20 protein-coding genes are annotated in these 26,108 nt (G+C 64.9%); 11 read left to right on the forward strand and 9 right to left on the reverse strand.

Annotation, left to right across the window (positions count from 1 at the left end; genetic code table 11):
• The first annotated feature begins 235 nt into the window (after window positions 1–235).
• The 9 genes from WG208_RS05015 to WG208_RS05055 all read left to right on the forward strand — a co-directional run bounded on the left by WG208_RS05015 (window position 236) and on the right by WG208_RS05055 (window position 10,704).
• Window positions 236–976, forward strand: a complete 741-nt coding sequence (locus tag WG208_RS05015) for an SIMPL domain-containing protein (protein WP_337170239.1) — start codon at window positions 236–238, stop codon at window positions 974–976.
• A 740-nt stretch (window positions 977–1,716) separates the two neighbouring features.
• Window positions 1,717–2,478, forward strand: a complete 762-nt coding sequence (locus WG208_RS05020) for an AAA family ATPase (protein WP_337170240.1) — start codon at window positions 1,717–1,719, stop codon at window positions 2,476–2,478.
• Window positions 2,479–2,600: 122 nt separating this feature from the next.
• Complete coding sequence (locus WG208_RS05025) at window positions 2,601–3,608, forward strand: ParB/RepB/Spo0J family partition protein (RefSeq protein WP_337170241.1); 1,008 nt, start codon at window positions 2,601–2,603, stop codon at window positions 3,606–3,608.
• Between the two features lie 30 nt (window positions 3,609–3,638).
• Window positions 3,639–4,718 carry a BMP family protein gene (locus tag WG208_RS05030; protein WP_337170242.1) on the forward strand — a complete coding sequence of 360 codons (1,080 nt, stop codon included), beginning with the start codon at window positions 3,639–3,641 and terminating at the stop codon, window positions 4,716–4,718.
• A complete protein-coding gene (locus WG208_RS05035; protein ID WP_337170243.1) occupies window positions 4,715–5,497 on the forward strand; it encodes a Nif3-like dinuclear metal center hexameric protein in 783 nt (260 codons plus the stop codon). Before WG208_RS05030 ends, WG208_RS05035 begins: the two co-directional genes overlap by 4 nt.
• The gene (locus tag WG208_RS05040; protein ID WP_337170244.1) at window positions 5,464–7,137 is read left to right on the forward strand and encodes an ABC transporter ATP-binding protein; all 1,674 of its coding nucleotides are present in this window, start codon (window positions 5,464–5,466) and stop codon (window positions 7,135–7,137) included. Before WG208_RS05035 ends, WG208_RS05040 begins: the two co-directional genes overlap by 34 nt.
• A gap of 43 nt (window positions 7,138–7,180) precedes the next feature.
• On the forward strand, window positions 7,181–8,338 hold the full coding sequence (locus WG208_RS05045) for an ABC transporter permease (protein WP_337170245.1): 1,158 nt from the start codon (window positions 7,181–7,183) through the stop codon (window positions 8,336–8,338).
• Window positions 8,335–9,252 carry an ABC transporter permease gene (locus tag WG208_RS05050; RefSeq protein WP_337170246.1) on the forward strand — a complete coding sequence of 306 codons (918 nt, stop codon included), beginning with the start codon at window positions 8,335–8,337 and terminating at the stop codon, window positions 9,250–9,252. The genes WG208_RS05045 and WG208_RS05050 overlap by 4 nt, the downstream gene beginning before the upstream one ends.
• A 114-nt stretch (window positions 9,253–9,366) precedes the next feature.
• Entirely contained in the window at window positions 9,367–10,704 is a 1,338-nt protein-coding gene (locus WG208_RS05055; protein ID WP_337170247.1) for a dipeptidase, read from the forward strand.
• Between the two features lie 121 nt (window positions 10,705–10,825).
• Here the strand turns inward: WG208_RS05055 and WG208_RS05060 are convergent, their stop codons facing one another.
• From WG208_RS05060 to WG208_RS05090, 8 genes are all read right to left on the reverse strand, one after another.
• On the reverse strand, window positions 10,826–12,184 hold the full coding sequence (locus WG208_RS05060) for a TldD/PmbA family protein (protein ID WP_337170248.1): 1,359 nt from the start codon (window positions 12,182–12,184) through the stop codon (window positions 10,826–10,828).
• Complete coding sequence (locus tag WG208_RS05065; protein ID WP_337170249.1) at window positions 12,184–13,836, reverse strand: TldD/PmbA family protein; 1,653 nt, start codon at window positions 13,834–13,836, stop codon at window positions 12,184–12,186. The genes WG208_RS05060 and WG208_RS05065 overlap by 1 nt, the downstream gene beginning before the upstream one ends.
• Window positions 13,837–13,998: 162 nt before the next feature.
• Window positions 13,999–14,382, reverse strand: coding sequence for a hypothetical protein (locus WG208_RS05070; protein WP_337170250.1), 384 nt, complete (start codon window positions 14,380–14,382; stop codon window positions 13,999–14,001).
• A 110-nt stretch (window positions 14,383–14,492) separates the two neighbouring features.
• Window positions 14,493–14,789: a type II toxin-antitoxin system prevent-host-death family antitoxin gene (locus WG208_RS18755; RefSeq protein ID WP_345786962.1), complete on the reverse strand. Its 297-nt coding sequence runs from the start codon at window positions 14,787–14,789 to the stop codon at window positions 14,493–14,495.
• 53 nt (window positions 14,790–14,842) lie between these two features.
• Complete coding sequence (locus WG208_RS05075) at window positions 14,843–17,542, reverse strand: glycoside hydrolase family 9 protein (RefSeq protein WP_337170251.1); 2,700 nt, start codon at window positions 17,540–17,542, stop codon at window positions 14,843–14,845.
• A 131-nt stretch (window positions 17,543–17,673) separates the two neighbouring features.
• Window positions 17,674–20,040, reverse strand: coding sequence for a Tex family protein (locus tag WG208_RS05080; protein WP_337170252.1), 2,367 nt, complete (start codon window positions 20,038–20,040; stop codon window positions 17,674–17,676).
• Between the two features lie 95 nt (window positions 20,041–20,135).
• Complete coding sequence (locus WG208_RS05085) at window positions 20,136–21,338, reverse strand: hypothetical protein (protein ID WP_337170253.1); 1,203 nt, start codon at window positions 21,336–21,338, stop codon at window positions 20,136–20,138.
• 399 nt (window positions 21,339–21,737) lie between these two features.
• Window positions 21,738–22,649, reverse strand: coding sequence for a hypothetical protein (locus WG208_RS05090; RefSeq protein ID WP_337170254.1), 912 nt, complete (start codon window positions 22,647–22,649; stop codon window positions 21,738–21,740).
• A 190-nt stretch (window positions 22,650–22,839) separates the two neighbouring features.
• On the opposite strand from WG208_RS05090, the gene WG208_RS05095 reads away from it, so the two are divergent.
• Together WG208_RS05095 and WG208_RS05100 are read left to right on the forward strand one after the other, a co-directional pair.
• Window positions 22,840–24,216 carry an MFS transporter gene (locus WG208_RS05095; RefSeq protein WP_337170255.1) on the forward strand — a complete coding sequence of 459 codons (1,377 nt, stop codon included), beginning with the start codon at window positions 22,840–22,842 and terminating at the stop codon, window positions 24,214–24,216.
• Between the two features lie 30 nt (window positions 24,217–24,246).
• The gene (locus WG208_RS05100; RefSeq protein WP_337170256.1) at window positions 24,247–25,641 is read left to right on the forward strand and encodes a lysophospholipid acyltransferase family protein; all 1,395 of its coding nucleotides are present in this window, start codon (window positions 24,247–24,249) and stop codon (window positions 25,639–25,641) included.
• A 74-nt stretch (window positions 25,642–25,715) separates the two neighbouring features.
• On the opposite strand, the gene WG208_RS05105 is transcribed toward WG208_RS05100, so the two are convergent.
• Window positions 25,716–26,006, reverse strand: a complete 291-nt coding sequence (locus tag WG208_RS05105; protein WP_337170257.1) for a hypothetical protein — start codon at window positions 26,004–26,006, stop codon at window positions 25,716–25,718.
• Window positions 26,007–26,108: the final 102 nt, after the last annotated feature.

A 26,108-nucleotide genomic window follows, 5' to 3' on the forward strand; every position in this document is an offset into this window, starting at 1 on the left:
ATTGTGTTTCCTTTCTGTCCCAGGAATATCACCTTCATTAAGAGAGGGCTTAGCGAAAAAACCATTGTGTTTTGTTAGTGGCGCTATAGAGTTCAATGTCTTGACATGTGTGCAAGATTTTGGGGTATTGGCGTCTCCTTTGGTGTATGGAACGGATCCCTGAACTTTGGTAACGGATCGGGGTGATCGTTGGCAGGATTTCGTGGTATGACCTTTTCCCTCAGGGGGTTTTCATATGCGTCGTTTCTGGTCGAAGCGTTCGATGGTGTCCATGACGGCCATGGGCTTCGCGGCGGTGTCTCCGCGTGTGGTGGCCGCGCAGACCGAGTCGGTTCAGCCGCCGGCAATCATGGTGACGGCCCGTGGCGAGGTGCAGGTGACGCCCGACCGGGCGCGGGTGCAGGTCGGGGTGGAGACGCAGGCCAAGACTGCGGCGATCGCGGCGCAGGAGAACAACAAGAAGCAGACGGCGATCCTGGCGGCCATCCGTGCGCTGGGTATTCCGGCGGCCCAGATCCAGACGCTCAACTACAGCGTCGCGCCGGTCCAGCGGTACGACGAGAAGGAACGCCGCGTGGTGATCGACGGCTATCGCGTGAGCAACATCGTACAGGTGGAGACGGACAAGCTGGAGCAGGCCGGTCAGATCATCGATGCGGGTCTGACGAACGGCGCCAACCGGGTGGCGGGGCTGGATTTCCTGGTCAAGGACCGCTCCAAGGCCCAGGAAACTGCGCTGGCCCAGGCCGTGGCCTCCGCAAAGCGTCAGGCGGAAGTTGCCGCGCAGGCGGCCGGTGGGCGCGTGGCGGAGCTGCTCGAGCTCTCCATCAACGACTTCGAACAGCCGATGCCCCGTCCCATGATGGCGATGGCCAAGTCCGAAGCCTATGACGCCGGCGCCCCCACGCCGGTGGCCGAAGGCACCACCACCGTCGCAGTCAGCGTCATGACCCGCTGGCGCTTCGAGAAGCGCTGATCCTTCAGGAGAAGATCCTCCCAGCGCCAAGCAGGAATCAGGGCCCGATCCCATTGGATCGGGCCCTTTTTTGTTGCCGAGGACCTCCGGTCCGCCGGTTTCACGTGAAACAGGGGAGGCCAACGGAGGCAGCGGAGGCAGAACCCAATTCTGCGCGACCTTCACGAGCAGCCAATGTCTCGCCACCTCCTCCCTGACCAGCTCCCTCCTGCTTCCTCGCCCGTGGTCCTGTAGTCCCGTGGTCCCTCAAAGAACAAACCACTCAGACAGCGTATCGCAGATTGAGCAGATGACACAGACGAGCGCAGATAGTGCCAGAACCACGGGGTCAACCCCTGTTTGATCCGCGTCCTCTGCGTCATCCGCCTCATCTGCGCCATGCGTTGCTGTTGCCGATCCATCCGACACGCGACGCCCCCACGCCCCGCACCACACCAAATCCTGCTGGTATCCGCCGTTCATCCTGCTGGTATCGCCGCCGCAGGCGGCCCCCAAACAGCCGGTGAATCACCCCCAACTCCGCCCCCTCACCCAGAACCGCCCCCTCCACTGGCTCCGTTTCACGTGAAACGATGGCAGATGAGCCTGCCGTACCGTCCATTTCACCCCCTTCCCAAAGCCCAACCGCCAGAAAACGCCGCAAATTGACCCGGAATGAGCTCCTCGCCATGGTCACCTGCTGAGGTTCTTCCTATACTTCGCGTCCGCGCGCACCCCCCCCCCCACTTCAGCCAGCTCCTGTGGGCCGCATTCTCGCTATCGCCAATCAAAAGGGCGGGGTCGGCAAGACCACCTCCGCCGTCAATCTCGCCGCCTCACTCGCCGTCGCCGAACAGCGCACGCTGCTCATCGACGCCGATCCCCAGGGCAACGCGACATCGGGGTGCGGCATCGCCCGTGAAGACTTCTCCCTCAACACCTACGACGTGTTGCTCGGGGAAGCCTCCATCGATCAGGCCCTCGTTCGTGGCGTCCAGTTCCGACACCTCGACGTCCTCCCCACCACTCCCGACCTCGCGGCCGTGGAAGTGGAGCTCGTGGACGCCGAAGACCGGCTCACCCGCATGCGCGATGCGCTGGCGCCCGTACGGGAGCGCTATGACTTCATCCTGATCGACTGCCCCCCGTCACTCGGGCTCATCACCCTCAACATGCTGGTCGCCGCGGACGCCCTCCTGATCCCGCTCCAGTGTGAGTACTACGCCCTCGAGGGACTCTCCCAGCTACTCAGCACCGTGCAACGCGTGCAGGACTCGATGAATCCCACCCTCGATGTCGATGCGGTCCTGCTCACCATGTTCGACAATCGGCTCAATCTGTCCCGACAGGTCGCCGCTGATGCCAGAGCCCACTTCGGCGAGAAAGTCTTCCAGACCGTCATCCCGCGAAACATCCGCCTGGCCGAAGCCCCCAGCTTCGGGAAGCCCATCGTGGTGTACGATGTCGCCTCCGTCGGCGCCCAGGCCTACATGGCCGTCGCCCGCGAGATGATGAGCCGATGAGGGATGGGCGATCGACCGGCGAAACGGCTGATCGCACGGACACCATCGCTTGTAAGACCTAAGACCTACAGGCATCTTTCCCGATTCTTCGACCGGCGCCTTCGCCGGCACCACCATTTCTGATGACTCCCCCCCCCGAACCTCCCCGCCGACTTGGCCGCGGACTCGACGCGCTGCTGGCCCGTCGCGACCCCAAGCCCGCTCCCGCCGAATCTGCCTCACCCACGACCACCACTGCCTCGGCGCAGTCGAAGGTCGAGGGAGTGACGACGTCCGGAACGGAAGAGCAGGCGAGTGAGGCCGGGACACTGCGGCAGTTGTCGCTCTCGCAGATCCGCGCCAACCCCTATCAGCCGCGTCAGGAATTCCGCCCCGAAGAGCTGGCCGACCTCGAAGCCAGTCTGCGGGTGAATGGACTGCTGCAGCCCATCACCGTGCGGCCCGCACCGAACGGACAGGGCTACGAACTCATCGCCGGCGAGCGCCGCTTCCGTGCCGCCACACGTCTGGGCTGGACCGACATCCCGGCCCTCGTCAAACCGGTTGACGACAAGACGCTGCTGACGCTGGCCATGATCGAGAACCTGCAGCGCGCGGACCTCGATCCCATCGAAGAAGCCGACGGCTATCAGCGGCTCATCGAGGAATTCCGGCTCACCAACCAGGAAGTCGCCGACGTGGTCGGCAAAGACCGCTCGACCGTCGCCAACGCCCTCCGCCTCCGGCAGCTCCCGGCTTCCGTGCGCCGCATGCTGCAGGAGAAGCAACTCACGGCCGGACACGCCCGCGCCCTGCTGCCCCTCGCGACGGAGCGCGCGATCGTTGATCTCGCCCGCGAAGTCGTCTCCCAACAGCTCTCGGTCCGCGAGGTCGAACGCCGCGTCCAGGCCGGCCGCCCCACGCCGCCCGCCGCCGGACGGAAGCCTTCGGCCGACAGCGGCACCCCGACGCTGCCCCCCGGCGCATCGGGTGCAGTGGTCCGACAGATCGAGGAAAAGCTGCGCCGGAAGCTCCAGACCAGCGTCTCCCTGGCGCTCACCGCCAAGGACAAGGGCGAGGTACGCATCGCGTTCTTCTCCAACGAGGACCTAGAACGCCTTCTCGACTTGCTCGGCGTTTCACTCGACTAACAGTATAAAGACAGAATAGAGGCATCACCCATGAATTCCGTGCTCACGAAAAGTGTCCGCTTCGGCGCCGTGGCCCTGATCGGCCTGCTCGCGGCGTGCGGCAAGGACAAGGCCGAGTCGGGAAGCGCAGCCGACAAGATGCGCGTCGCCTTGCTCACCCCCGGACCGATCTCCGACAAGTCATGGAACGGGAGTGCCTACGAAGGACTGCTCGCGCTGCGGGACAGCCTGGGCGCCGAAGTCTCGCACATCCAGACGAAAACCCCGGCGGAATTCGAGGAGAACTTCCGGCAGTACGGAGCGCAGGGTTACCGCCTCGTATTCGGCCACGGATTCGAATTTCAGGACGCCGCGAGCCGAGTCGCGCCCAGCTATCCGAAGACCATCTATGTCGTCACGTCGGGGCGGGTGACCGGTCCGAACCTCGCCGGCGTCGCCTTCCTGTTCGAGGAAGCGTCGTATCAGGCCGGCATGATCGCCGGCGCCGTCACGAAGACCAACAAACTCGGGCTCATCGCCGGCACCGAACTGCCGCCCGTGAAGGCCAGTTTCGAGGCCTTCGCCCGCGGGGCCCGGGCGGTCAATCCCAAGGTCGAAGTCATCACGTCCTACATCGGCAACTGGGACGACGTCAGCGCCGGCAAGGAACAGGCGCTCGCCCAGCTCGCGCGCGGCGTGGACGTGATCTTCCAGAACGCCGACGCCGCCGGTCTTGGCGTCTTCCAGGCCGTGAAGGAGAAGAAGGCGCTCGCGTTCGGCACGAATGCCAACCAGAACGATGTCGCGCCCGATGTCATCATCGGCAGTGTGGTCATCGATCTGCCCAAAGCATTCATGCTGATCGGGCGTGAAGTGCAGAGCGGTGCATTCACGGGTCGGGTCATCAGCCTGGGCGTGAAGGACGACGTGGTGCGGCTGGAGCTCAACCCGGCGCTGGCCGACCGCATTCCGGCGGCCGCGCGTGCGGCCGTCGATTCGGTGGACGCGCTGCTCAAGGCCGGAACGTTCCATGCGCTGTCCGACGTGCTCGAGGGAGCGGATGCCCCCCGTCAGACCAGCGTCACTCCGGGGCAGGCATCGACGCCACCATCGACACCGCCCGCGCCGTGAGTTCTTCCGTATCGCTCCGGGACATCGTCTTCGCACTGGACGCCGAACTGCGCACGATCGACATCCCCGACTACGGTGGCGCGCTCAACGGATTGCAAGTCGCCAATCAGGGGCGCGTGCATCGTGTGGCCGTGGCGGTGGACGCATCCCGCGCGGCCATCGCCGAAGCGGCGGTGTGGGGCGCCGATCTGCTCCTCGTGCACCATGGGTTGTTCTGGAGCGGCGCACAGCCCCTCGTGGGGGTGAGCTACGAGAAATTCCGCTCGCTGTTCGGCAGTGACATCGCCGTCTACTCCTCACATCTGCCGCTCGATCTGCACCCCGGGCTTGGCAACAATGCGCAGCTCGCGCGGGCCCTCGATCTCACACCGGACGGCGGGTTCGCGCGCTACAAGTCCATCGACATCGGACTCACCGGCGCGGCCCACGAATCCACCACGGCGCTGGTGCATCGCGTGCGGGCCTTCTCGGCGCGTTACGGCGGGCAGGTCCGCACATCGCTGCCCACCGACGATCGCATCACGCGCCGCTGGGCCATCTGCACCGGCGGTGGCGCGTCGTCCGAGACGCTGCGCGAAGCCCGTGAAAAAGGCGTCGATACGCTCATCGTCGGCGAAGGGCCGCATCACACCACCGTCGAAGCCATCGAACACGATCTGTGCGTCGTGTATGCGGGGCATTACGCCACGGAGACGCTCGGCGTGCAGGCACTCGGAGCGTGGATCGCGTCCCGTTTCGACCTGCCATGGACATTCCTGCACCTGCCGACCGGATCGTGAACGGCGCGGCGGGCGGCGACGCGGACGAGGCATCCGGCGACCGGTCGCATTCCCTGTCGCATTCCCTGTCGCAAACACCGCGGGCGACGCCATTGTCGACACCGCTGCTGTCGCTCGCCCACATCTCCCGTCACTTCGGTCGGGTGCAGGCACTGGACGACGTGTCGTTCGCGGTGCGCGCCGGCACGGTGCACGCGTTGCTGGGAGAGAATGGCGCCGGCAAGACGACGCTGATGCGCATCGTGTTCGGTCTGCTGACACCCGACGACGGATCGCCGAGTGTCATCGAATGGCGGGGCACACCACTCGCGGTGCGTGCCCCGGCCGACGCGCTCGCCGCCGGCATCGGCATGGTGCATCAGCATTTCACGCTGGTGCCGGCGATGACGGTGGCCGAAAACGTGGCATTGGGTGGACACGGGCGTTTCGATCCCGCAGCGGCGGCGGCGCGGGTACGCGAAGTGGGCGCGCGCGCCGGTCTGTTGCTCGATCCGGATGCCCGCGTGGACACCCTGCCGGTTGGCGCACAACAACGCTGTGAAATCGTGAAGGCGCTCGCGCGTGATGTGCAGCTGCTGATTCTCGATGAACCCACGGCGGTGCTCGCACCGGCCGACGCGCGTGAACTGCTGGCCTGGGTACGCCGTTTCGCGGATGCCGGCAACGCGGTGGTGCTGATCACGCACAAATTGCGCGACGCGCTCGCCGTGGCCGATGACGTGACCGTGCTGCATCGGGGCCGCTCGGTGCTGTCGGTGCCGGCGCGTCAGACGACGGAAGCGGCACTGGCCGCGGCCATGCTTGGAGATGCGCAGCCTGCGCAGGATGGGGCGTCGGTGCAGAACATTCCGGATGTCCGGGGTGCGCCGGGTGCGCACGGCATGGCACGGTCCGGTCTTCGGTCTCCGGAGAAGAACGCGCATGAGCCACCGCCCGAAATCATTCTCTCGTTGCGTGATGTCACGTGGTGCGATGCCCGCGATGTCGTGCGCGTGCGACGGGCCAGCATGGACGTGCGGCGTGGAGAGATCGTGGGAGTTGCCGCGGTGGAAGGCGCCGGACAGCATGAGCTGCTGCGTCTGCTCGCCGGTCGTCTCACGCCGGTGCGCGGTTCCGTGATACGACCGATGGACGTGGGGTTCGTGCCCGAAGACCGCCACCGCGATGCCTTGCTGCTGGATGCGCCGTTGTTCGAGAACGTGGCGCTGCGCGGAGCGGGCGCCCGACGGGGACGTCTGTCATGGCCCGACTTCCGCCATCGCACCACGGCGCTCATGAGCCGATTCGATGTGCGTGCGGCCGGTACGGAAACGAGCGCCCGTACGTTGTCCGGCGGCAATCAGCAGAAGTTCGTGCTGGGTCGCGAACTGGGAGACGCACCGCCGGCGTTGGTGGTGGAGAATCCCTCCCGGGGGCTCGATTTCAAAGCCACGCAGGCCGTGCAGCAGGCGCTACGTGACGCCAGAGACCGCGGAACCGCCGTGGTGCTGTACAGCAGTGATCTCGACGAAGTGCTGGCGCTGGCCGACCGGGTATATGTGGTGCACGACGGACGGGTGACGGAGATGATCGCCGATCGGGATGCGGTGGGACGCGCGATGCTCGGCGCGCAGGCTTCGATGCCGTCGGCGGGCGCGTGATGCATCGCATGAAGCCGCGTATGATGCAGCGCGCGAATCATCCATGAATCATCCGGTCGAGGGTTCGACGACGGGGTCCACGACCGTTGCGGCGCGTGTTCCAGGCCAGGCATCCGCGGGCCTGCGGCAGGCCGGGTTGGCCGCCGGGCAGGTCGTGATGCTGCTGGCGATGGGGCTGTTCCTGCTCGCCGCGCTGCTCGTTGCCACGGGTCATCCGGTGATTCCCGCGCTGACGGCACTGTTTCGCGGCGCGTTCGGATCGTGGTACGCCATCACGTCGGCGACGCTCGTGCGCATGATTCCGCTGGGTTTTGCCGGACTGGCCGTGGCACTGGCCTTTCGTGCGGGCGTGCTCAATGTGGGAGCCGAGGGGCAGTTGCTGGTGGGCGCGGCGGCGGCGACAGCGCTGGCGTTACCGCTGCAGAACACCTCGCCGCTGCTGGCCATTCCGCTCATGATTGTGGGCGGTGCCGCGGCGGGCGGCGTGTGGGCGATGATTGCCGGTGTGCTGCGACTGCGATTCGGCGTGCTCGAGGTGATCAGCACGATCATGCTCAATTTCATCGCGCTCAATCTCACGGGATGGCTGGTGCGCGGCCCGCTGCAGGAACCGCAGCGCGTGAATCCGCAGTCGGCCTCGCTGCCGGCCTCGCTGCAGCTTCCGGTGCTGCTCGATGGAACGCGCTTGCACGCCGGTGTGATGATGCTGCCGGTGGTGGCCGTGGCTCTCTGGTGGTGGCTGTTTCACACCGCGAGTGGATTCCGGGTGCGTGCGGTGGGGGCCAACGTGCGGGCCGCGGAATCGGCGGGAGAGATTCGTGTGGCGCGCACCTTGCTGCTGGTGTTCCTGCTGAGTGGACTGCTGGCCGGACTGGGTGGCGCCGTGGAGTATCTGGGCATCACGTACGCGTTGTACGAAAACTTTTCGCCCGGATACGGCTACACGGCCATCGCCGTGGCGTTGCTCGCGCGGCTGCATCCGGTGGGTGTGCTGGCCACCGCGTTGCTCTTTGGTGCGCTCGAAGCGGGCGCCAACGCCATGCAGCGCGATGCGGGGGTGCCCAGTGTGGTGGTGTCGGTGGTGGAAGCGGTGCTGATCCTGCTGGTGGTGGCCGTGGACCGCTGGCGTGCACGCACATCGGACAGCGCGGGCGCGATGTCAGGAACCACTTCGGGAGCCACTCCAGGAGCGGCAGCGTGAGCGCCCTCGATGTCGGCACGGCGTTTCTCGAGTCGACGGTGCGCACCGCCACCCCACTCGCGCTGGCGGCGCTGGGCGAGTGTGTGAGCGAACGCGCCGGGGTGATCAACATCGGACTGGAAGGCTCGATCATTGCCGGCGCCCTCGGTGGAACGGTGGCCGCGGGGATCGTGGGTGTGGGCGGTGGATTCGTGGCCGGTGCTGTCGCGGGCATGGCCATTGCCGCCCTGTTCGCCTGGTTCACCGTGGGCATGCGGGCCGATCAGATCATCACCGGCACCGCGATCACGCTCTTCGCGCTCGGATTGACAGGCACCCTCTATCGTTCGGTGTTCGGCGCCGCCGGCGTGGCGCTCACGACGCCGACGGCCGGCACGTTCACGATTCCGGGACTCGCCTCGATTCCCCTCATCGGTCCGGCGTTCTTTTCGCAGCCGGTGGTGACATATGTCGCCATGACGTTCGCCGTCGTGCTGGCATGGTGGATGCGGCGTACCCATGCGGGACTCGCCCTGCGCGCGATCGGTGAATATCCCGAGGCCGCCGTGGCCGCGGGTATTGCGCCCCGTCGCATTCAGGCCCTCGCGGTGCTCTTTGCGGGCGCCATGGCGGGACTGGCCGGTGCCACACTCGTACTCGCGCAGGCGGGCACCTTCGTGGAAGGCATGTCGGCCGGACGCGGCTTCATCGCGATCGCCATCGTGGTGCTCGGACGCTGGCAGCCGCTGGGTGTGGCCGGCGCCGCACTGCTCTTCGGTGCGGCCAATTCCCTGCAGACGCTCTTTCAGTCGATGGGGTGGAGCGGCATACCGTATCAGCTCTTCCTGGCGTTGCCGTACGTGCTCACCCTGCTCGTGCTGGCCGGCGCGAGTGGACGGTCCGCCGCACCGGCGGCACTCGGCAAACGTATCTGACTTTCTCCTGATTCTCTGTTATCACATAGCGGTCGCGTGCGGACTGCGCGGTCAGCGTGAGATCGCGATGCAGCGTATCGTTTCCGAAGGCACGACCTTTCACCAACATCGAACATGACGACATCCCGTACGGCATTCCGTGCGCTCCGGCCGGCGTTTGCGCTGGCTCCGCTCTCCCTGCTGTCGGCTGCGGCGCTGAGCGCACAGTCGGGCAAGCCGGTCACCAACGAAGCCGACGTGATGGCCAGAGCCAAGGCCATCCAGTCGAAGGTGCTGTCCATCGACACGCACGTGGACATCTCGCCGGCGAATTTCACCGAGACCGGTCCCAACTACACGCAGAAGCTGCCGCGTACGCAGGTGGATCTCGTGAAGATGGAAGAGGGCGGACTCGCCAGCGCCTTCCTCGTGGTCTACGTCGGGCAGGCGCCCACGCTGGACGAAGCGAGCTTCGCGCGCGCCAATGCGCAGGCCATCGAGAAGTTCGATGCCATTCACCGGCTCACCGAAAAGCTCGCGCCCAATCGCGCGGAGATCGCCTACACCGCGGCCGACGCCCGTCGCATCCATGCGGCCGGCAAGCGGGTGATCTTCATCGGCGTCGAGAACGGATTCCCCATCGGCAGTGACATCACCAACGTCAAGAAGTTCTACGACCTCGGTGGACGGTACATGTCGCTGGCCCACAACGGACACAGCCAGCTGTCCGATTCCAACACCGGCGAACGTGACGGCGTGTGGTTGCACAACGGACTCAGCCCGCTCGGCCGGCAGGTGATCGCCGAGATGAACCGCGTGGGCATGATGATCGACGTGTCGCATCCGTCGAAGGCGTCGATGATGCAGACCATCGCGATCAGCAAGGCGCCCATCATCGGCTCGCACTCGGGCGTGCGCGCGATCTGCAATCACAGCCGCAACATGGACGACGAACAGCTCGACGCGCTCAAGAAGAACGGCGGCGTGATCCAGCTCGTGGCGTTCAACAGCTACGTGAAGTGCGATCCCAAGCGCGACATTCCGCGTGAAGAAGCGCGCGCGGCGGCCATGGAACAGCTCCGCAAGGAATACGGCATCACGGCCACGGGCCGGCAGGAACAGCAGGCGCAGATCCAGGCGCTGCCGAACGACAAGCGCAACGCATATCTCGCCGCGCAGGAAGACATCACCGCGCGCCGTTACCCCAGCGATCCGCCGGCCACGGTGAAGGACTTCGTCGATCACATCGACTACGTGGTGAAGCGCATCGGCATCGACCATGTGGGCATCAGCTCCGATTTCGACGGCGGTGGCGGTGTGGACGGCTGGCGCAATGCGGGCGAGACGGTGAATGTGACCGCCGAGCTGGTGCGCCGTGGGTACACCAACGCGGAGATCGACAAGATCTGGGGCGGCAATCTGCTGCGGGTGCTGGACCAGGTGCAGAAGGTCGCGAAGAACGGCGGCAAGTAAGGACGAGGCAAGGCTGTCGTTGTTCATGAACCACGAAGGGGTGAGGCCGTCATGGCCTCACCCCTTCGTGTCTTCACGGCGATCCGGTGTTCAGAGCATGTCTGGACCGCGCCCGGATGCGTCAGACCGCCTCGGACAACGACGTGAAATTGAAATCACGCGCACGGATGGACGGCATCACCACATCGCCGCCCTGTTCCGTTCCGGCCAGACGTTCGGCGCGTCCGAGCTCTTCGAGATTGTTGAGCATGAACAGCGGCGATTCGTTGAAGCGGAAGTTGCGCAGCGACTTGGTGATCTTGCCGTTCTCCACGAGGAAGGTGCCGTCGCGCGTGAGACCGGTGTAGAGAATGGTGCGCGGATCGACTTCGCGCAGATACCACAGGCGCGTGACGAGAATGCCGCGGGTGGTCTCCCTCACCAGATCGTCCACCGATTTGGTGCCACCGGCCATCTTGAACGTGCTCGGCCCGCCCGTGGCCGTCTTGCCCTGCTTCTTCGCCCAGAAGCGCGAGTAGATGAGCTGCTTGAGCACACCCTTTTCGATCCAGGTCTGCCGACCGAGCGGCATGCCCTCGAAGTCCCAGGGGCGCCCAAGCAATTGGGAATCGGCGGGATCGGAGAAGATGGTGACGCGGTCGTCGAGGATCTTCTCTCCGACCTTGTTGCCACCGCCCTGCTTCACGAATGGACTGCGCCCTTCGTCGGCGCTGCGCGCGTCGGCGTAGTTGCCGATGAGTTGCACCAGATCGCCCACGGCCTGCGGTTCGAGGATGACCGTGTAGCGACCCGGTTCGATGGCCACGGGATTGCGCGAGAGCCGTGCCTTGTCGACGGCCGTCTGGGCGACGCGCGTGGCATCGAGCTGCGCCCAGTCGGCGTGATCGGCGGCGGCCCAGCCGGAACCGGTGCCATCGGCCGTACGGACCGTGAGCGAGTAGTTCGCGTTGGTGCTGCGATGATACGCGAACATGCCGGTGCTGTTGCCGATGGCCAGCGCACCCGCCGTGGTCACCAGATACCCGGCGGCTTTGAGATCGCCGGCCTTGCGGGCGAGTTCGAGCGCGGTGAGTGAAGCCTTGGCCCGATCGTCGGCCGAGAGATTGGCGGTGGCGTCGAACCACGCGGTGACCGGTGTGTACTGCTGCGCGCCAAGCTGCGGCATGGCTTCCGGATCATCGGGCGCGAGCTTCGCCAGACGTTCGCTCTCGCGCACCGCGCGTTCGATGGCGGCATCGGAGAGATCGTTGGTGGTGACCACCGCATGCTTGGGGCCGAACGCACTCTGAATGCCGAGTTGGGCATCGGTGGTGGAGCCTGCGGTACTCACCTGATTGTCGGCGAAGCGGATGTTGCCCTGCGTGTAGGTGTTGACCTGCACGTCGACGGCATCGGCCCTGGACAGCTTGACGGCCTTCTCGACGATGGCCTGCGCCTGCTCCCGCGTGAGGATGGCGCCGTTGTCTGCACGAAGCGGCATCAGGCCTTCCTCCCGGTGTTGATGACATTGACGTTGCGGAAACGCGCGGGCGGCGCGCCGTGACTCACGGCGTTCACCTGGGGCGGTTGTCCCTTGCCATCGAAGAACGAACCACCGAGCTGATAGCTGCGCTTGCCGCCGATCATGTCCATGCTGTTCCAGAAATCCGGCGTGCGGATCTGATACGCCACGTCCTTGAGCACCCCGACGATCTTGCCGCCCTTGATCTCGTGAAAGAGCTGGCCGCCGAACTGCGCGTTGTAGCGTTGCTGGTCGATGGAGAAGGAGCCGTCGCCCTGAATGAGAATGCCGCGATCGGTGCCGGCGATGAGATCGTCGATGGTGAGATCACGTTCACCCGGCAGCAGCGACACATTGGGCATGCGCTGGAACTGCACGTTGTCCCATCCCTGCGCATACGCGCAGCCGTGTGAGCGCACGGGGCGGTTGTTCTTTTCGTACCACCAGCGCAGCCACGGCGCCTGTTCGCGCGTGGTCTGGTAGTCGTTGAACATGCCGTTCTTCACGATGAGGAACTCATCGGGCTTCACACCGTCGTCGTCCCATCCGATGGTGGAGAGGCCGCCTTCCTGCGAGCGATCACCCTGGATGTTCATGATGGACGGACCGTACTTGAGCGTGCCCAGCATCTTGTCGGGCGGGGCGATGAACGACGTGCCGGCGTAGTTGGCTTCGTAACCCATCGCGCGATCGAGCTCGGTGGGATGCCCGATGCTTTCGTGGATGGTGAGCCAGAGGTTCATCGGATCGAGCACCAGATCGTAACGACCCACGTCCACCGGCTTGCCGGTGAGTTTGGCGGCCGCTTCCTCACCCCACTTCTGGGCATTGCCCACCAGGTCGTTCTGCAGCACGTACTCCCAGCCGCGGGCCATGGGAGCCACCATGTTGGAGCGGTTCTGGAAGTCGGTGAAATCGCTGGACACCGCGGTGATCTGCATGGTGGGCCAGGTGCGCACCACATCCTGCTTCGTGACCGTGCCGTCGGTGTTGGCGTAGTTGCGCTCGTCCTTCACGAAGAAGAAGCCGCTGAAGATGTACTTCACGTTCTTCGCCTTGAGCGCGTTGGCATTGGCCTTGAGCAGCAGATCGGCCTTCTGTTCGACGGGAATCTCGAAGGGATCCTGCGTGTAGGCGCCCTTCCACACGCCATTCGCCACCACGGGGGTGGGCAGCCACTCGATGGGATTGGCGCGCGCGATGCGTGAGGCTTTCGCAATGGCCACGGCTTCCCGCGCGGCAGCGGCGGCGCCATCGGTGGTGAGCAGACGCGTGGCGGCAAATCCCCAGGTGCCGTTCACCAGGGCCCGGACGCCAATGCCCACGGTATCGGTGTCGACGACCTGCTGGATCTGCTGTTCGCGGGTGAAGACGAAGTTCTGCCGCTGGCGGCTGCAGCGTACGTCGGCGTAGGTGGCACCCGCCATCTTCGCGGCGTTGAGGGCCGCGTTCATGAGTTCACGGACATTGGCGATGTCGGTGAACGCGTCGAGGGCGCGGGGGTCTGGCGCGGGTGCGGCCGCGAGCCATCGCGGAATGCCGGCCAGCGCACTGCCGGCGAGCAGGGACGCACCCATGGACGCGCCGAGGGCGGTGCCGCCCTGCCTGAGAAAATCGCGTCGGGAAGTCATTGGGGAGGGGTGACGGACTCGAATGGCGCCGCCAGGAGAGAAAAAACGGCGGCGCGAGGTGGTAAGTCCCCTACGGTAGGGCCGGGACGGCCGTTTCGATAGCAGGAAGGGCCGGGACGAATGTTCCGCGGGTCGTCCCGATTCCCTGACGCGGGGAATGGTCTAGCAGAGGGAAGCGCCGAGGACTCGGAATCCTTCCCGATCAGCCGCCACGGCGAGACGCTCGTCGAGCGTCACGAACGGCAGAGTTCCTGGAGCAAAATCGGATGCGATGATGGCTGCCGCCAATTGAAGGGCATCGGCAGCTCGCAGACGATGCACGCGTAGCAGCCGGGTGGCCTGGAGTCGCACGTCTTCGATGGCAGGGACCTCCAACCAATGCCGTGCATTGGCCTCTAGTCCATGCAGTGTTCTTCGCAGCATATCGGCCTCGATGTCTCCATCACGTTCGAGACGCGCGAGGGCAGAGACCGCCTCGATGCGCGTTCCCCACCACGTCACGACAGCCGAATCATCGGCGAGATGGTCCCGCATTGCGGGTGTCATTGGCTCCTGAATCAGGAGCGGCAATAGTGCGGACGTGTCCCAATAGCGCATAGACTGTCAGGAGGGTGTTCCGGGAAACGCGGCAGCGGCAGAGATGCTGAAGACGACGATCAATACCCGTCATCCCGCTCGGCTCGGAGCGCTGCGACTGCCGACGCCCGAGCCCGCGGAAGCGGCGCTTGTAGAATCGTCTCGATTTCCCCCTCGAGCGGAGCCGAAGGAAGAATCAGGCGGCCCCGCTGGGCGAGTTCGATCGCGTGCGCCGACACCCCCGCGGTAACCGGCGGGGGCACGAGTTGCGCAACCGGAACCCCACGATCGGTGATGACCACCGCCTCTCCGCTCCGAATCTCCCGGATCAGCGCGCTCAACCCGCTCTTTGCATCAGAGACGGACACTGTCTTCATAAGACCATGATAGTCATTTCGTTTCGACCAATCAAGGCTTTTACAGGCTGTTCTCAGTGCTCATATCGATCAGCCCGCCTTCTGCTCCCCTCTTCGAGCACCACCGCCACCCACGGCGCGTCGGAGCGATCCCGGCGGACGGTCCAGGTCAGCGTGGCGGGTGCTCCCGCCTGCAGCGTGACCGATTGGGTGGCCTGGGCCGGCGTGCGGAGTCGCAGGTTGTCGGTGCGCAGCGTGTAGCGGTGCATACCGGCACCGCTCACGGTGAGCCGCAGGGTGATGTCGCCATTGGCGGCCGTGCTGCTGGTGAGCGCCAATGTGTCGGCCGACGCCGAACCTTGCGCCGGGCCCTGCGCATGTGGCAGCAGATCCTCCATGAGCCACAACCAGCGGTTACTGGAGTGCACCCACACTTCCTTGTACACGTACATGTTCTGCGACGGGTAGTACGGCAGATCGCTCGTGCCACGGCTCTGCATGCCCACCGGCAGCGTGCCGACCATGTCACCCGACGACACGCTGTACTGCTGCGCCCAGTCGTAGCCTTCACCGTACATGGTGCTCTGCGTGAACGGGTTGCGTCCCACCACCCATTCGGCCTGCCGCGTGGCCAGTTCGAGTCCGTCACGATCGCCGCGCATGCGTGATGCCGCCGACAGTCCCTTGGCCTGCGACAGCAACACGCCGTAGTTGCCGCGGCGCTGGAACCACACCGGGAAGGTGCGCAGATACCAGCCGTCACCCATGGGCGTGCCGGCCCGCACCTGTTCGGCGTACTCGCTCTGCTTCTCCAGATAGCGTCCGCCCGAGTCGGGCACCTGCACGCTGTCCACCGCACGATAGACATACGCCGGCAGTACTTCATATGGCGCCGTCACGCGCGCGGTGCGCTTCTGATACTCGGCGTAGCGCACGACGGTGGCATACCACGGCATCCAGTCGGCGTGACCGGGCAGTGCGTCGATGAGCTGGGTGAGCGCCACGATGGGCGCCTGGTCGGCCGCGCGGTGGAACTGATGAAAGATCGTGTCCCGATCGGGACCGGTGTAGAAGAAGCCCGACAGCGGTAGCGTGCTGCCCACCCGCGTCACCTGCTGCGACGCCATCACGATGCGCGCGAGCTCCACCGCCTTGTCGCGGTACTGCGCCTCTCCGGTGGCGCGCCAGAGTTCGAGTGACGCGGTGATGCCGATGCTGGCGAGTTCCATGCGCGCGGCCGCAAACGCCGGTGTATGCCAGGTGGATGGTCCTTCGATGCCGACGATGGCATGCGCCCAGTCGTCGCGCGCGATGCGCAACGCTTCGGCGGCACGCGCCGGGTCGCGTGTCCGCAATACACGCGCACCGATCGCACCGGCCGCCGCCGAGATGTAATTGGCGTTGGGATTGTTCTTCGCTTCGACGGAACGGTCGTCCGCATCACCGACGATGTTGTTGGACCAGAAGTTGTGACTGCCGAATCCGATGCGGTATCCCCCGTCGAAACGCACGCGCAACACCCAGTCGAGTCCCCATGTGGCTTCTTCGATGAGCCGGTCCACGAGGGCGGGGTGACGGCCTTCGGTCATGAGTCGCTCGGCCAGCGCGAACATGGCATACGTGCCTTCGCCCGTATTGATCACGCCCTGCGACAGATCGCCGGCGTCGTGCCAGCCACCACTCATGGTGATGCGCTTGTCGCCCAGTGTGGCGAACCAGTCGAGGTGATCGATGCCGTGCACACCCGGCACATCAAAACCGCAGCGGTTGCCATAGTAAAAATTGAGCGACTTCCAGATGGACGGCAGCCAGGCGGTGTCGTTCACCACGAAGGGCTTGCTGATGGCCGAGCCCACACGCAACACGTAACGGCCGGGTGTGGTGAGTTCACTGAAATCGAGCTGCTGGAATGCACCGGTGGGTGTGGTCACCTGTTGCACGGACTTGCGCAGCACACTCTCGCCAAACGCGATGTCGCCCACGCGCACGACGTCGAAGTGCGAAGCGGTCAGACCATTCGCGATCGCGGATTTCCGGCTGTCCACCTGATACCCGCTATGACTGAACGCGAATTTGCCTGGCGCCACGCTCCAGCCGGTGTGCACATCGGGGTCCACCTTCTGCAGTTCGATACGTCCGACCTCGAACGCCACCCGATCGTCGGGGTTCGCGATCATGCGGTTCACGAAGTAGCCGATCTCGATGAGCGTGACACGATCGCGGGCCAGCGGTTCGATCTCCCACGTCACCTGCTGCCACCCGTTCTTCTGCAGCGTGATGACATGCGTGCCTTCGCGGTTGTAGCGATCGGGCACCTTCACCGCGCCATCGTTGTGCATGACGAGCTGCAGAGGCAGCACGGGTACGCCGGTGTAGTCGGGCCGGATCCAGATGGAGATGCGATTGAACGCACTCCAGTCCTCGTTGGCCACCGTGCGGCGGAGATTGATGGCAGGCAGCCGCGGCCGTTCAGGGAGAGGCGGCCGGTTGAGCCGCATGTCCACCCGCAGCGCCCGCATGTCGCTCAGACGTGGCGCGTCGGGAAACGACAGCGTGCCGGCACCGGTGAGTTTCCAGTTGGCCGGCTGCGTCATGTCATCGAGCACGCGGCTCGCGTGCACGGGCTTGGCGAGCCAGCCGTACTCCGCCGAATTCGGAAAGTCGATGGGGAGCAGCGCGCGCGGCGGGGCGAGGGACTGCGCGCCAAGCAAGTTGGGAGAGGTGGCCGCGCCAATCGTGGCCACCGTGACGAGGAGTTTCCGCAACGTGTCCATATTGAGACTCAAAATGGACACGTGCGGTCAATTTTGCGCAATCAGCACACGTCAGAGCCTGGAGAATGGGCGAGGCATGCCAGGAGGCAGCATGCCCGCCAAATCTCACTGGAAAGCGATTCCAGGCGATGCTACTTGAATCGGATCCCGTTTGGTGCGATGGCGCCCTTGGTGGGCACGAACGGCTTGGGCGCGGGCTTACCGGGACGCGCCGGGCCACGACCGTCGCGGTGGCCGCGGTTGTTGTCCTGCACATCCCGTCGTGTGCCGCCTTCACCCGCCGCTCCTGCGCGCGCGCCACTCGTGCCGCCATCGCTGCGCATGCTGAGCGCGATGCGGTTGCGGGGCAGATCCACGCTCTGCACGGTGACTTTCACCTTCTGGCCGACCTTCACCACGTCGTTGGCGTCCTTCACATAGCGATCGGCCAACTGGCTCACGTGCACCAGTCCATCCTGGTGCACGCCGATGTCCACAAAAGCCCCGAAGGCCACGATGTTGGTGACGACCCCTTCCAGCACCATGCCCGGCAGCAGATCGCTGGGCTTCTGGATGTCGTCGCGGAACGCGGGTGGTTCGAATGCGGCGCGGGGATCGCGGCCGGGCTTTTTGAGTTCGGCCACGATGTCCCGCAGCGTGGGCATGCCCACAGCGTTGCCGACATCGTTGCTCACGTACGTCGCGAGTTCGATGCGATCGACCAGCGCATCGTTGCCGATGAGTTCGGCCACGTTCACGCCGAGGTCTTTGGCCATGCGTTCCACGAGGCCGTAGCGCTCGGGGTGCACGGCACTCGCGTCGAGCGGATGCGCGCCGCCGCGCACACGCAGGAAGCCGGCCGACTGTTCGAAGGCCTTGGCGCCCAGTCGCGGCACGCTCTTGAGATCGCCTCGCGATTTGAATCCGCCCTGATTGTCGCGCAGCGTGACGATGGCCTGCGCCAGCGAGGGGCCGATACCGGCCACATACCCCAGCAGCGCGGCGGAGGCGGTGTTCACCTCGACGCCCACCCGGTTCACGGCGCTCTCCACCGTGTCGTCGAGACGCTGCTTGAGACGCGTCTGATTCACATCGTGCTGGTACTGTCCCACGCCGATGCTCTTGGGGTCGATCTTCACGAGTTCGGCGAGCGGGTCCTGCAACCGGCGCGCGATGCTCACCGCGCCACGCAGCGAGACGTCGAGCTCGGGAAATTCCTGTCGCGCGAGGTCACTGGCCGAATACACCGACGCCCCCGCTTCATTCACCACCACCACCTGCGGACGCGGCGGATCGAGCTCACGCAACGCGGCCTTGGTGAGCGTTTCCGTTTCGCGGCTCGCGGTACCGTTGCCGATCGCGATGAGCTCCGGCGTGAAGCGTGCGACCATCGCGCGCACGGCGCCGGCAAAGCGGTCTTCCTGATGCAGATAGAGCGTGTCCGTATGGACGAGCGCTCCCGTGGCGCTCACTACGGCCACTTTCACACCGGTACGGAAACCGGGATCGAGTCCGATCACGCGCTTCTCACCGGCGGGCGAGGCAAGCAGCAATTGCTCGAGGTTGCGGCCGAAGATGGCGATGGCTTCGTCGTCGGCGCGTGTCTTGAGTTCCACGCGCAGTTCCACCTCGATGGCCGGCGCGAGCAGACGCTTGTAGGTATCGGCCGCCACCAGCGTCAGTTGCTGCGTGGCCTTGCGCGTGCCGATCACCTCGCCCGCCAGGCGCGCGTTGATCTCTTCGACGGGCGCTTCGATGCGCCACAACAGTTCGCCTTCGGTTTCACCACGACGAATGGCCAGCATGCGATGGCTGGGAATGGTTCCCAGCGGTTCGGAAAACTCGAAGTAATCCTTGAACTTGGAATCGTCGCTCTTCTTCTCGGCGATGACGCTGCTCTTCACCACACCCTTCGCGCGGGTGACTTCGCGTACCCATCCACGGATCACGGCGTCTTCGGCCACCTGTTCGGCAAGGATGTCCCGTGCGCCCTGCAGGGCTGCATCGGCGGTGGGCACTTCGGAGGGCTTGCCGTCGACTTCGGGCAGGATGAACTCGGCCGCCTTTGCCAACGCCGCTTCATCGGAGGCGGTTCCTTCCCAGAGCGCCTCGGCCAGCGGACCGAGTCCACGTTCGCGCGCGATCATGGCCCGCGTGCGTCGCTTGGGCTTGTAGGGGAGGTACAGATCCTCGAGTGCCTGCTTGGTGTCGGCGGCGAGAATGGAGGCCTTGAGCGTGTCGTCGAGTTTGCCCTGTTCATCGATGCTCTTGAGGATGGCGGCGCGACGATCCTCGAGTTCCTTGATGTAGTCGGCGCGCTCACGCACATCGCGGAGCTGCACCTCGTCGAGGCCACCCGTGACTTCCTTGCGGTAGCGGGCGATGAAGGGAAGCGTGGCGCCCTCGGCGAAGAGCACGAGGGTGCGATGAACCTGCTGCGGGTTCAGCGAGAGTTCGGAGGCAACGCGCGCGACGAGGGTCGCGTCGAGCGTGCCGATCGGTGCGGCGGGTGCGGTCATGGCGTCAACATAGAGGCGCACGGGTGCGAAATGGAGGACTTGAAATCCGGCGACATCGGCACATCACCTAGGCCTCCACGTAGTGCAGTGCTCCCCTATTGTGATGAGGACAACCATTCCTTTGCGGATGGCAGCGCTCTATCGGCAAAGCCGAATGCGACCGCACGAATCAGGAACTTCGAGTAATAGTCCGTATAGAGATAGTAGTAGCGAAAGAGCGCAAGGAACGCTGCTATCGCCAGAAGAACGGGCACGGAGAATGCCATCTGCCGTTGATGGTCTGTCCCGAACTCGACCAACGAACCAACGTTCAACCACCAAAGACCACAGTACAAAGCGGCGAGGTACAACGCACATCCCAGGTTGCGGGAGAATCCGTACAACCGCAGCCAGTTGTCGGCGAGTTCGCTCATGGATGGTCCGCTGGCTCTCACGGCCATTGCTGCGAACCAGTATGCAGAAGAAAAGTCACTGCGGTCATTCCCAGCACCGCAGCGCTCCCGCACGCTCCAGAATTGTGCGACGGTCTCTTTGTCCAGTGGGCGCCTGGAGTGTGTAAGCTTGGCCAGGAGCACAGAGGCAAATCGTTCGGGAACGGACAATACATAGGCGACGAATGTCAGCCCCGCCGACAGTCGTTGGCCACTTTCCGACTTGTTGATTCGCAGGACCGAATCCCATTGAGATATCGTGAGACACAGCGAGACGATCCAGGATACAAACAGAATCACGAGGGCGATCCCGGACAATGTCGCTGCCCATTCCAGTCTTTCGATCGCCAGCGCGTTGTCCGAGAGCAGATAGGCCAGAGGGGAAGGAAGAAGACGGTTGAGAGGAATGGCTCCGGGCAGGGAGAGGTAGCGGAAAAGGAAGTATGCATTGACCCAGAAGAACACTCCACGTGAAAAGCTGGCCGTAATCTCGCGATGACCGACCTGCCCTCCAAGAAATCGCCGGAATGGATACCCCCGGCCCTTCTCCACATAGAACCGGTCGATTGCAATGGCAGAGATGGATGCCACCAGGTGACCAACGACGTAACAACCGATCGCCGCCGCGAGTAGAACAACAACCTGAGCAGGCCAGGAAGATGCATTGGCCACTCCTGCGAGAACCGTCCGGAGAGCCGTGTTGATCGGTACACTGACCGACTCGGGATCGATAGATGCGGATCTGCTCCAGTACTCGAAGAGGCTGACAGCGAACACCAGAACGCTACCGGGCACGAAATAGCCCAATACATCATATGCCGTCACCGAACGGCGGATATCAGAAATTGCTTGTTGCACATCAGCCATTGTTTGCCTTCAGACAGCGTGTGTCAGCAAAGTGACTATGGAGTGACTCGATGAGTTCCCTCGTAGGAATGGTCCTCTTCGAACTTCGGAGAATGCTTCCCGCCAACATTCTTACTCCATGCATAGAGCACACCGTACATCGCAGGTTGGAAGGCCAAACCGACAACGGCGCCCCAGAAACCTGCGATCACGTAGCCAATCAGGGCGAGAACGACGGAAGCGCCGATGATTCGCGCCATCAGGAGAGGTTGATCACGATTTTCCCGCATAGATCCTCCTGGGATTGGCGTGGGTCCTGCTTATGGAAGCCGGATGATCGGTATCGACTCTGCCAAGTTTATAGAGTATCACCTCGCAGCCTGACGGGGAACATCTTGGGGGCGACCCGTCAGCACTCCGTCAGTCACACCCCGCCACCGCACTCTCCCACAACACGCGCCACACACCACCGGCGCGCGTGAGCACGGCGGCACCCAGCGCCACACCATCGTCGCGGCCGAAGAGCAGGTGCAGATCACCCGAACGCGCCGTGCGGAACGCCAGCAGCGGTTCGGCCACCACGAGTTCCTCTTCGTGACCGGATGCCCGTTCATGCCAGGCCACCTTCCAGCTCTTCGCGTCGGTGGACGGGGCGTTCACGACGATCACCAGACGTTCCTCCTTGGGATCGTCCTCCTGATTCACCCGCCGCACGAGGGTGGCCACCACGAATCCGCTGTCGAGGCCCGAGGTGCGCCAGGCGCGCAACACCACCAGCGGCAGCGTCCGGAACGTGTGACTGGTGTCGTCGGGCAGTCCGGAGGCCAGGCGGGTGAGATCGGCGGCCAGCCGCGCGGAATCCCGCGCGGCGAGTCCTTCGATGGAGTCGAGCGGGATGGCCGTCACCCTGCCCGCCATGAACGCCGCGGTCCAGGGCGCGCTCACGGTGCCGCCGTCGATGGCCAGACGGGCCACGGGCCAGGCCGTGCATCCCGGTTCGGTCTTCGGTGCGGCTTCGACCGACAGCAGCGCCCCGCCGATCCGGCCGCTGCGTGTAAAGAGATCGAGACGACGGTCACCCATGGCCGCGCCGATCCCGACGGTGTCCGCCACGGTGAGTTCAGTGGCCTCGGGACGAAGCAGGGAACCCGCCACCATGCCGCCGTCGACGGTGGGCAGCACGAGCACGGCACCAGCCGATGGATCCCATCCGCTGTTGATCAGTTCTTCACGGCGGCTCGCACTGTCGGTGCCACGCGCGGGCACGACCGTCGAATCGCCCCCCGCCGAGGGCTGCGGCCGGTCACAGGCCGAAAAGAACGAGGAGACCATCAGGAGCAGCGCCGCGGAACACGACGCGCGCCACGTTGAGCGCATCACGGACTTGATACGGTACCGGTGAAGAGTCTGCGACTGTCGCACTGGACAGCCGCCATGCCGATCCTGACAATTCCGGACCGGCGCGTTCGTCTGCCCTCAATCTGCCGCACCGCCCGCGCCCTCGCACCCTCCCGGATCCTTCATGACCGCCGTCTCCTCCACGCCCTCCTCCTCCCGCGGCATTCTGAATGCGCTGGGTCTCCATCGGCGCGAATTGCGCGCCTGGGCGATGTACGACTGGGCCGTGTCGGCCATGCAGACGGTGATCATGACGGCCGTCTTCCCCATCTACTTCATCTCGGTGGCCGGAGACGGCCGTCCACCGGAAGCGGCCACGCAGGCGCTGGCCAACGCCAACACCATCGCCGCCGTCGTGATCGCCGTCCTCGGGCCCATCCTCGGCGCCGTGGCCGACTACAAGGCGGCCAAGAAGCCGTTCCTCACCGTCTTCATGCTCATCGGTGTGTTCAGCACGCTGGGCATGTACTTCATCCAGCACGGCGATCTGCTGCTCGCGTCCACGCTGTTCATCCTGTCGATGGCCGGCGCGACCGGCAGCATGACATTCTACGAATCGCTCCTGCCGCACATCGCGAGTGAACAGGAGATCGACCGCGTGTCCACCGCCGCGTACGCCCTGGGTTACATCGGCGGCGGTGTGCTGCTGGCGGTCAACCTGGCCTGGATCACCAATCCCGGGCTGATCGGACTGCCCACCGGCGACACACTCACGCCCGCGCAGGCGACACTGCCCGTGCGTCTGGCCTTCGTGTCGGTGGGCATCTGGTGGCTGCTGTTCAGTTTCCCCGTGCTGCGACGGGTGCCCGAACCGGCGCGGGCGCTCGAAGCCGACGAGGGCACGGGGGCCAATCCGTTCGTCGTCGCGTTCACGCGCCTGGGTGAGACACTGCGTGAGCTGCGTCACTATCGACAGGCGTTTCTCGCGATGCTGGCGTTCACCATCTACAACGACGGCATCCAGACCATCATCAAGATGGCCACGGCCTATGGCACGGAAATCGGTATCGGACGGTCCGATCTCATCACGGCCATCCTCATCGTGCAGTTCGTCGGCATTCCATGTGCCTTCGCGTTCGGATCGCTGGCTGGCAAACTGGGCGCCAAGCGGTCCATCCTGCTCGGTCTGCTCGTGTACACCGGCATCTGCATCTACGCCTACGGCATCAGCACGGCGCGCGAGTTCTATGTGCTGGCGATTCTGGTCGGCACCGTGCAGGGCGGCACGCAGGCGCTCAGCCGCTCGCTGTTCGCGAACATGGTGCCGAAGCACAAGAGCGGCGAGTTCTTCGGTTTCTACTCCGTGTTCGAGAAGTTCGGCGGCATTCTCGGTCCGCTGGTGTTCAGTCTCGCCATCGGACAGACCGGCAGCAGCCGCAGCGCGATCCTGTGGGTGATCGGCTTCTTCGTGGTGGGCGGAGCGTTGCTGATGCTCGTGAACACGAAGGAAGGCGAAACGATGGCCCGCGATGCGAACGCGCGCACGCATCGCGCGGCGTAGAACCCGCACTCCGCACGGCGCCCATACGCGATGCTGTACGCAACACTCAAACCCATCGTCGGTGTCGCGCTGCGTTGGTACTACCGCAGCATCACGGTGATGGGCCTCGAGCGGGTGCCGCACCACGGTCCGGTGTTCCTGGCGGTCAATCATCCCAATGCGCTGGTGGACGCCCTGGTGGTGGGATGGTGCATACCGCGTCAGGTGCACTTCACCGCCAAGGCGACGATCTTCGCCAATCCCGTGGCGGCACGTTTCTTCTCCGCGGTGGGCGTGGTGCCGTTACGCCGGGCTTCGGACGAACACGCCACGCCCGCAACTGGAGCGTCGTCCGATGCGGGTTCCGGTGAGACCACAGCTCCCGATCCCACCCGCAACGCGGCGGCCTTCGACGCGGTGGCGCGGGCTCTCGCCCACGATGCAGCCGTCGTGGTGTTTCCCGAGGGGAAGAGCCATGACGATCCCCATCTGGCACCGCTGCGCACGGGACTGGCGCGCATGGCCCTGCATGCGGCTGAGGTGCATGGGGTGCGGGGCATCCGGATCGTGCCCATCGGCCTGTTGTTCGAGCACAAGGAAGCGCCACGTTCGCGCATTCTGCTGCAGGTGGGTGAACCGCTCGACGTGGACACGTTGCGGGCGTCACAGGTGGGAGTGGCCACCCTCACCGAACTGGTGGCACAACGCCTCCAGGCCGTCACGCTCAACTTCGATTCACCCGAAGACGCCGACCGTCTGCAGATGGTGGGCAAGACCGTCGCTGCGCTGCTCGAACCTCCATCACCGTTGGGAGACAGCGTCGTGCCCCTCAGTCGCACGCTGGCGGTGGTGCGTCGTCTCGATCGGGCCGCCGAGGCCTTGCGCGCCCGACAGGATCCGGCGCTCGATGAGCGGGCGGCGGCGTTCGAAGCGCGCGTGCGGGCCTTCCGCGCCCGTCTCGATGCGCTGCACATCGATGTGCACGATCTCTCCATCGACGCCGGCGCACGCGCGGGGTTGCGGTTTGCCCTGCGGGAAACGCTACTCGCGCTGCTGCTGGTTCCCATCGGGCTGTGGGGACGCCTCACCCACGTGATTCCCATTCAGCTCGCGCGACGCCTGGCGGTCCGCGCCGGACAACCCCGCGACGAACCGGCCATGCGGACGCTGGTGATGGGGCTCGTCCTCGTCCTCCTCGCCTACGCCGTGCAGACCGCCCTCGTGGCCACGCTGGCCGGCGGCTGGTGGGCGTTGCTCTTCCTGCTCACGCTCATCCCCTCCGCGAGCAGTGATCTCCGCTACGGCGACCGACTGCGCCGCGCACGATGGCGTGCCCGCGCCTATCGTCTCTTCCGGCGCGATCCGGCGCTGCAACAACAGTTGCGCGCGGAAGGCGATGCGATCCGGCGGGACGCGGGACTGCTCGAACAGGCGATCGTGAGCTGATGCATCATGTGAAACATCACGTGATGCGTGGCGCGAATCGTGGTGCGACCGCTCAATCCCCGTTCAATCCCCGTTCAATCCCCGTCCACGAGGAATTTCGCGATCGCGTGTGCCGTCACGTCCACGATCAACCGTGGATCGTGAGGCGGATAGACGGGGCCGCCCAGGTCCCAGTGCCACGCATCACGACGGAGAGTCGTGCGCGGGTCCTTGAGGGGTTTGAACTGCAGGCGGTCGAGTGCGAGTCCCACGTCCTGGCCGAACGATTCGAGCTTCACACGATCGACGCTGACCAGATGCACCAGGGGTTTGTCGAACCAGATGTGCCGGTGCAGCCAGAGCCCACCGTTCATGGCGTGGATCATGCCGTCACGACGCTTCGTGAACTCCCGACACCCATAGTGAAAGACCAGTTCCCGCAGACGTTCGATACGTCGGCGGGAGTCGGGGTCACGGACGATGTCGGG

Origin of the sequence: Gemmatimonas aurantiaca, from assembly GCF_037190085.1 — a bacterium.
GTDB lineage: Bacteria > Gemmatimonadota > Gemmatimonadetes > Gemmatimonadales > Gemmatimonadaceae > Gemmatimonas > Gemmatimonas aurantiaca_A.

What these genes read in the sequence shown, in the direction of transcription:
- WG208_RS05015 (WP_337170239.1), top strand. Translation starts at nt 236, where the DNA reads ATGCGTCGTTTCTGGTCGAAGCGTTCGATGGTGTCCATGACGGCCATG.
- WG208_RS05025 (WP_337170241.1), top strand. Translation starts at nt 2,601, where the DNA reads ATGACTCCCCCCCCCGAACCTCCCCGCCGACTTGGCCGCGGACTCGAC.
- WG208_RS05030 (WP_337170242.1), top strand. Translation starts at nt 3,639, where the DNA reads ATGAATTCCGTGCTCACGAAAAGTGTCCGCTTCGGCGCCGTGGCCCTG.
- WG208_RS05040 (WP_337170244.1), top strand. Translation starts at nt 5,464, where the DNA reads ATGGACATTCCTGCACCTGCCGACCGGATCGTGAACGGCGCGGCGGGC.
- WG208_RS05045 (WP_337170245.1), top strand. Translation starts at nt 7,181, where the DNA reads ATGAATCATCCGGTCGAGGGTTCGACGACGGGGTCCACGACCGTTGCG.
- WG208_RS05055 (WP_337170247.1), top strand. Translation starts at nt 9,367, where the DNA reads ATGACGACATCCCGTACGGCATTCCGTGCGCTCCGGCCGGCGTTTGCG.
- WG208_RS05060 (WP_337170248.1), bottom strand. Translation starts at nt 12,184, where the DNA reads ATGCCGCTTCGTGCAGACAACGGCGCCATCCTCACGCGGGAGCAGGCG.
- WG208_RS05065 (WP_337170249.1), bottom strand. Translation starts at nt 13,836, where the DNA reads ATGACTTCCCGACGCGATTTTCTCAGGCAGGGCGGCACCGCCCTCGGC.
- WG208_RS05070 (WP_337170250.1), bottom strand. Translation starts at nt 14,382, where the DNA reads ATGACACCCGCAATGCGGGACCATCTCGCCGATGATTCGGCTGTCGTG.
- WG208_RS18755 (WP_345786962.1), bottom strand. Translation starts at nt 14,789, where the DNA reads ATGAAGACAGTGTCCGTCTCTGATGCAAAGAGCGGGTTGAGCGCGCTG.
- WG208_RS05075 (WP_337170251.1), bottom strand. Translation starts at nt 17,542, where the DNA reads ATGGACACGTTGCGGAAACTCCTCGTCACGGTGGCCACGATTGGCGCG.
- WG208_RS05080 (WP_337170252.1), bottom strand. Translation starts at nt 20,040, where the DNA reads ATGACCGCACCCGCCGCACCGATCGGCACGCTCGACGCGACCCTCGTC.
- WG208_RS05085 (WP_337170253.1), bottom strand. Translation starts at nt 21,338, where the DNA reads ATGGCTGATGTGCAACAAGCAATTTCTGATATCCGCCGTTCGGTGACG.
- WG208_RS05090 (WP_337170254.1), bottom strand. Translation starts at nt 22,649, where the DNA reads ATGGTCTCCTCGTTCTTTTCGGCCTGTGACCGGCCGCAGCCCTCGGCG.
- WG208_RS05095 (WP_337170255.1), top strand. Translation starts at nt 22,840, where the DNA reads ATGACCGCCGTCTCCTCCACGCCCTCCTCCTCCCGCGGCATTCTGAAT.
- WG208_RS05100 (WP_337170256.1), top strand. Translation starts at nt 24,247, where the DNA reads ATGCTGTACGCAACACTCAAACCCATCGTCGGTGTCGCGCTGCGTTGG.
- WG208_RS05105 (WP_337170257.1), bottom strand. Translation starts at nt 26,006, where the DNA reads ATGATCCACGCCATGAACGGTGGGCTCTGGCTGCACCGGCACATCTGG.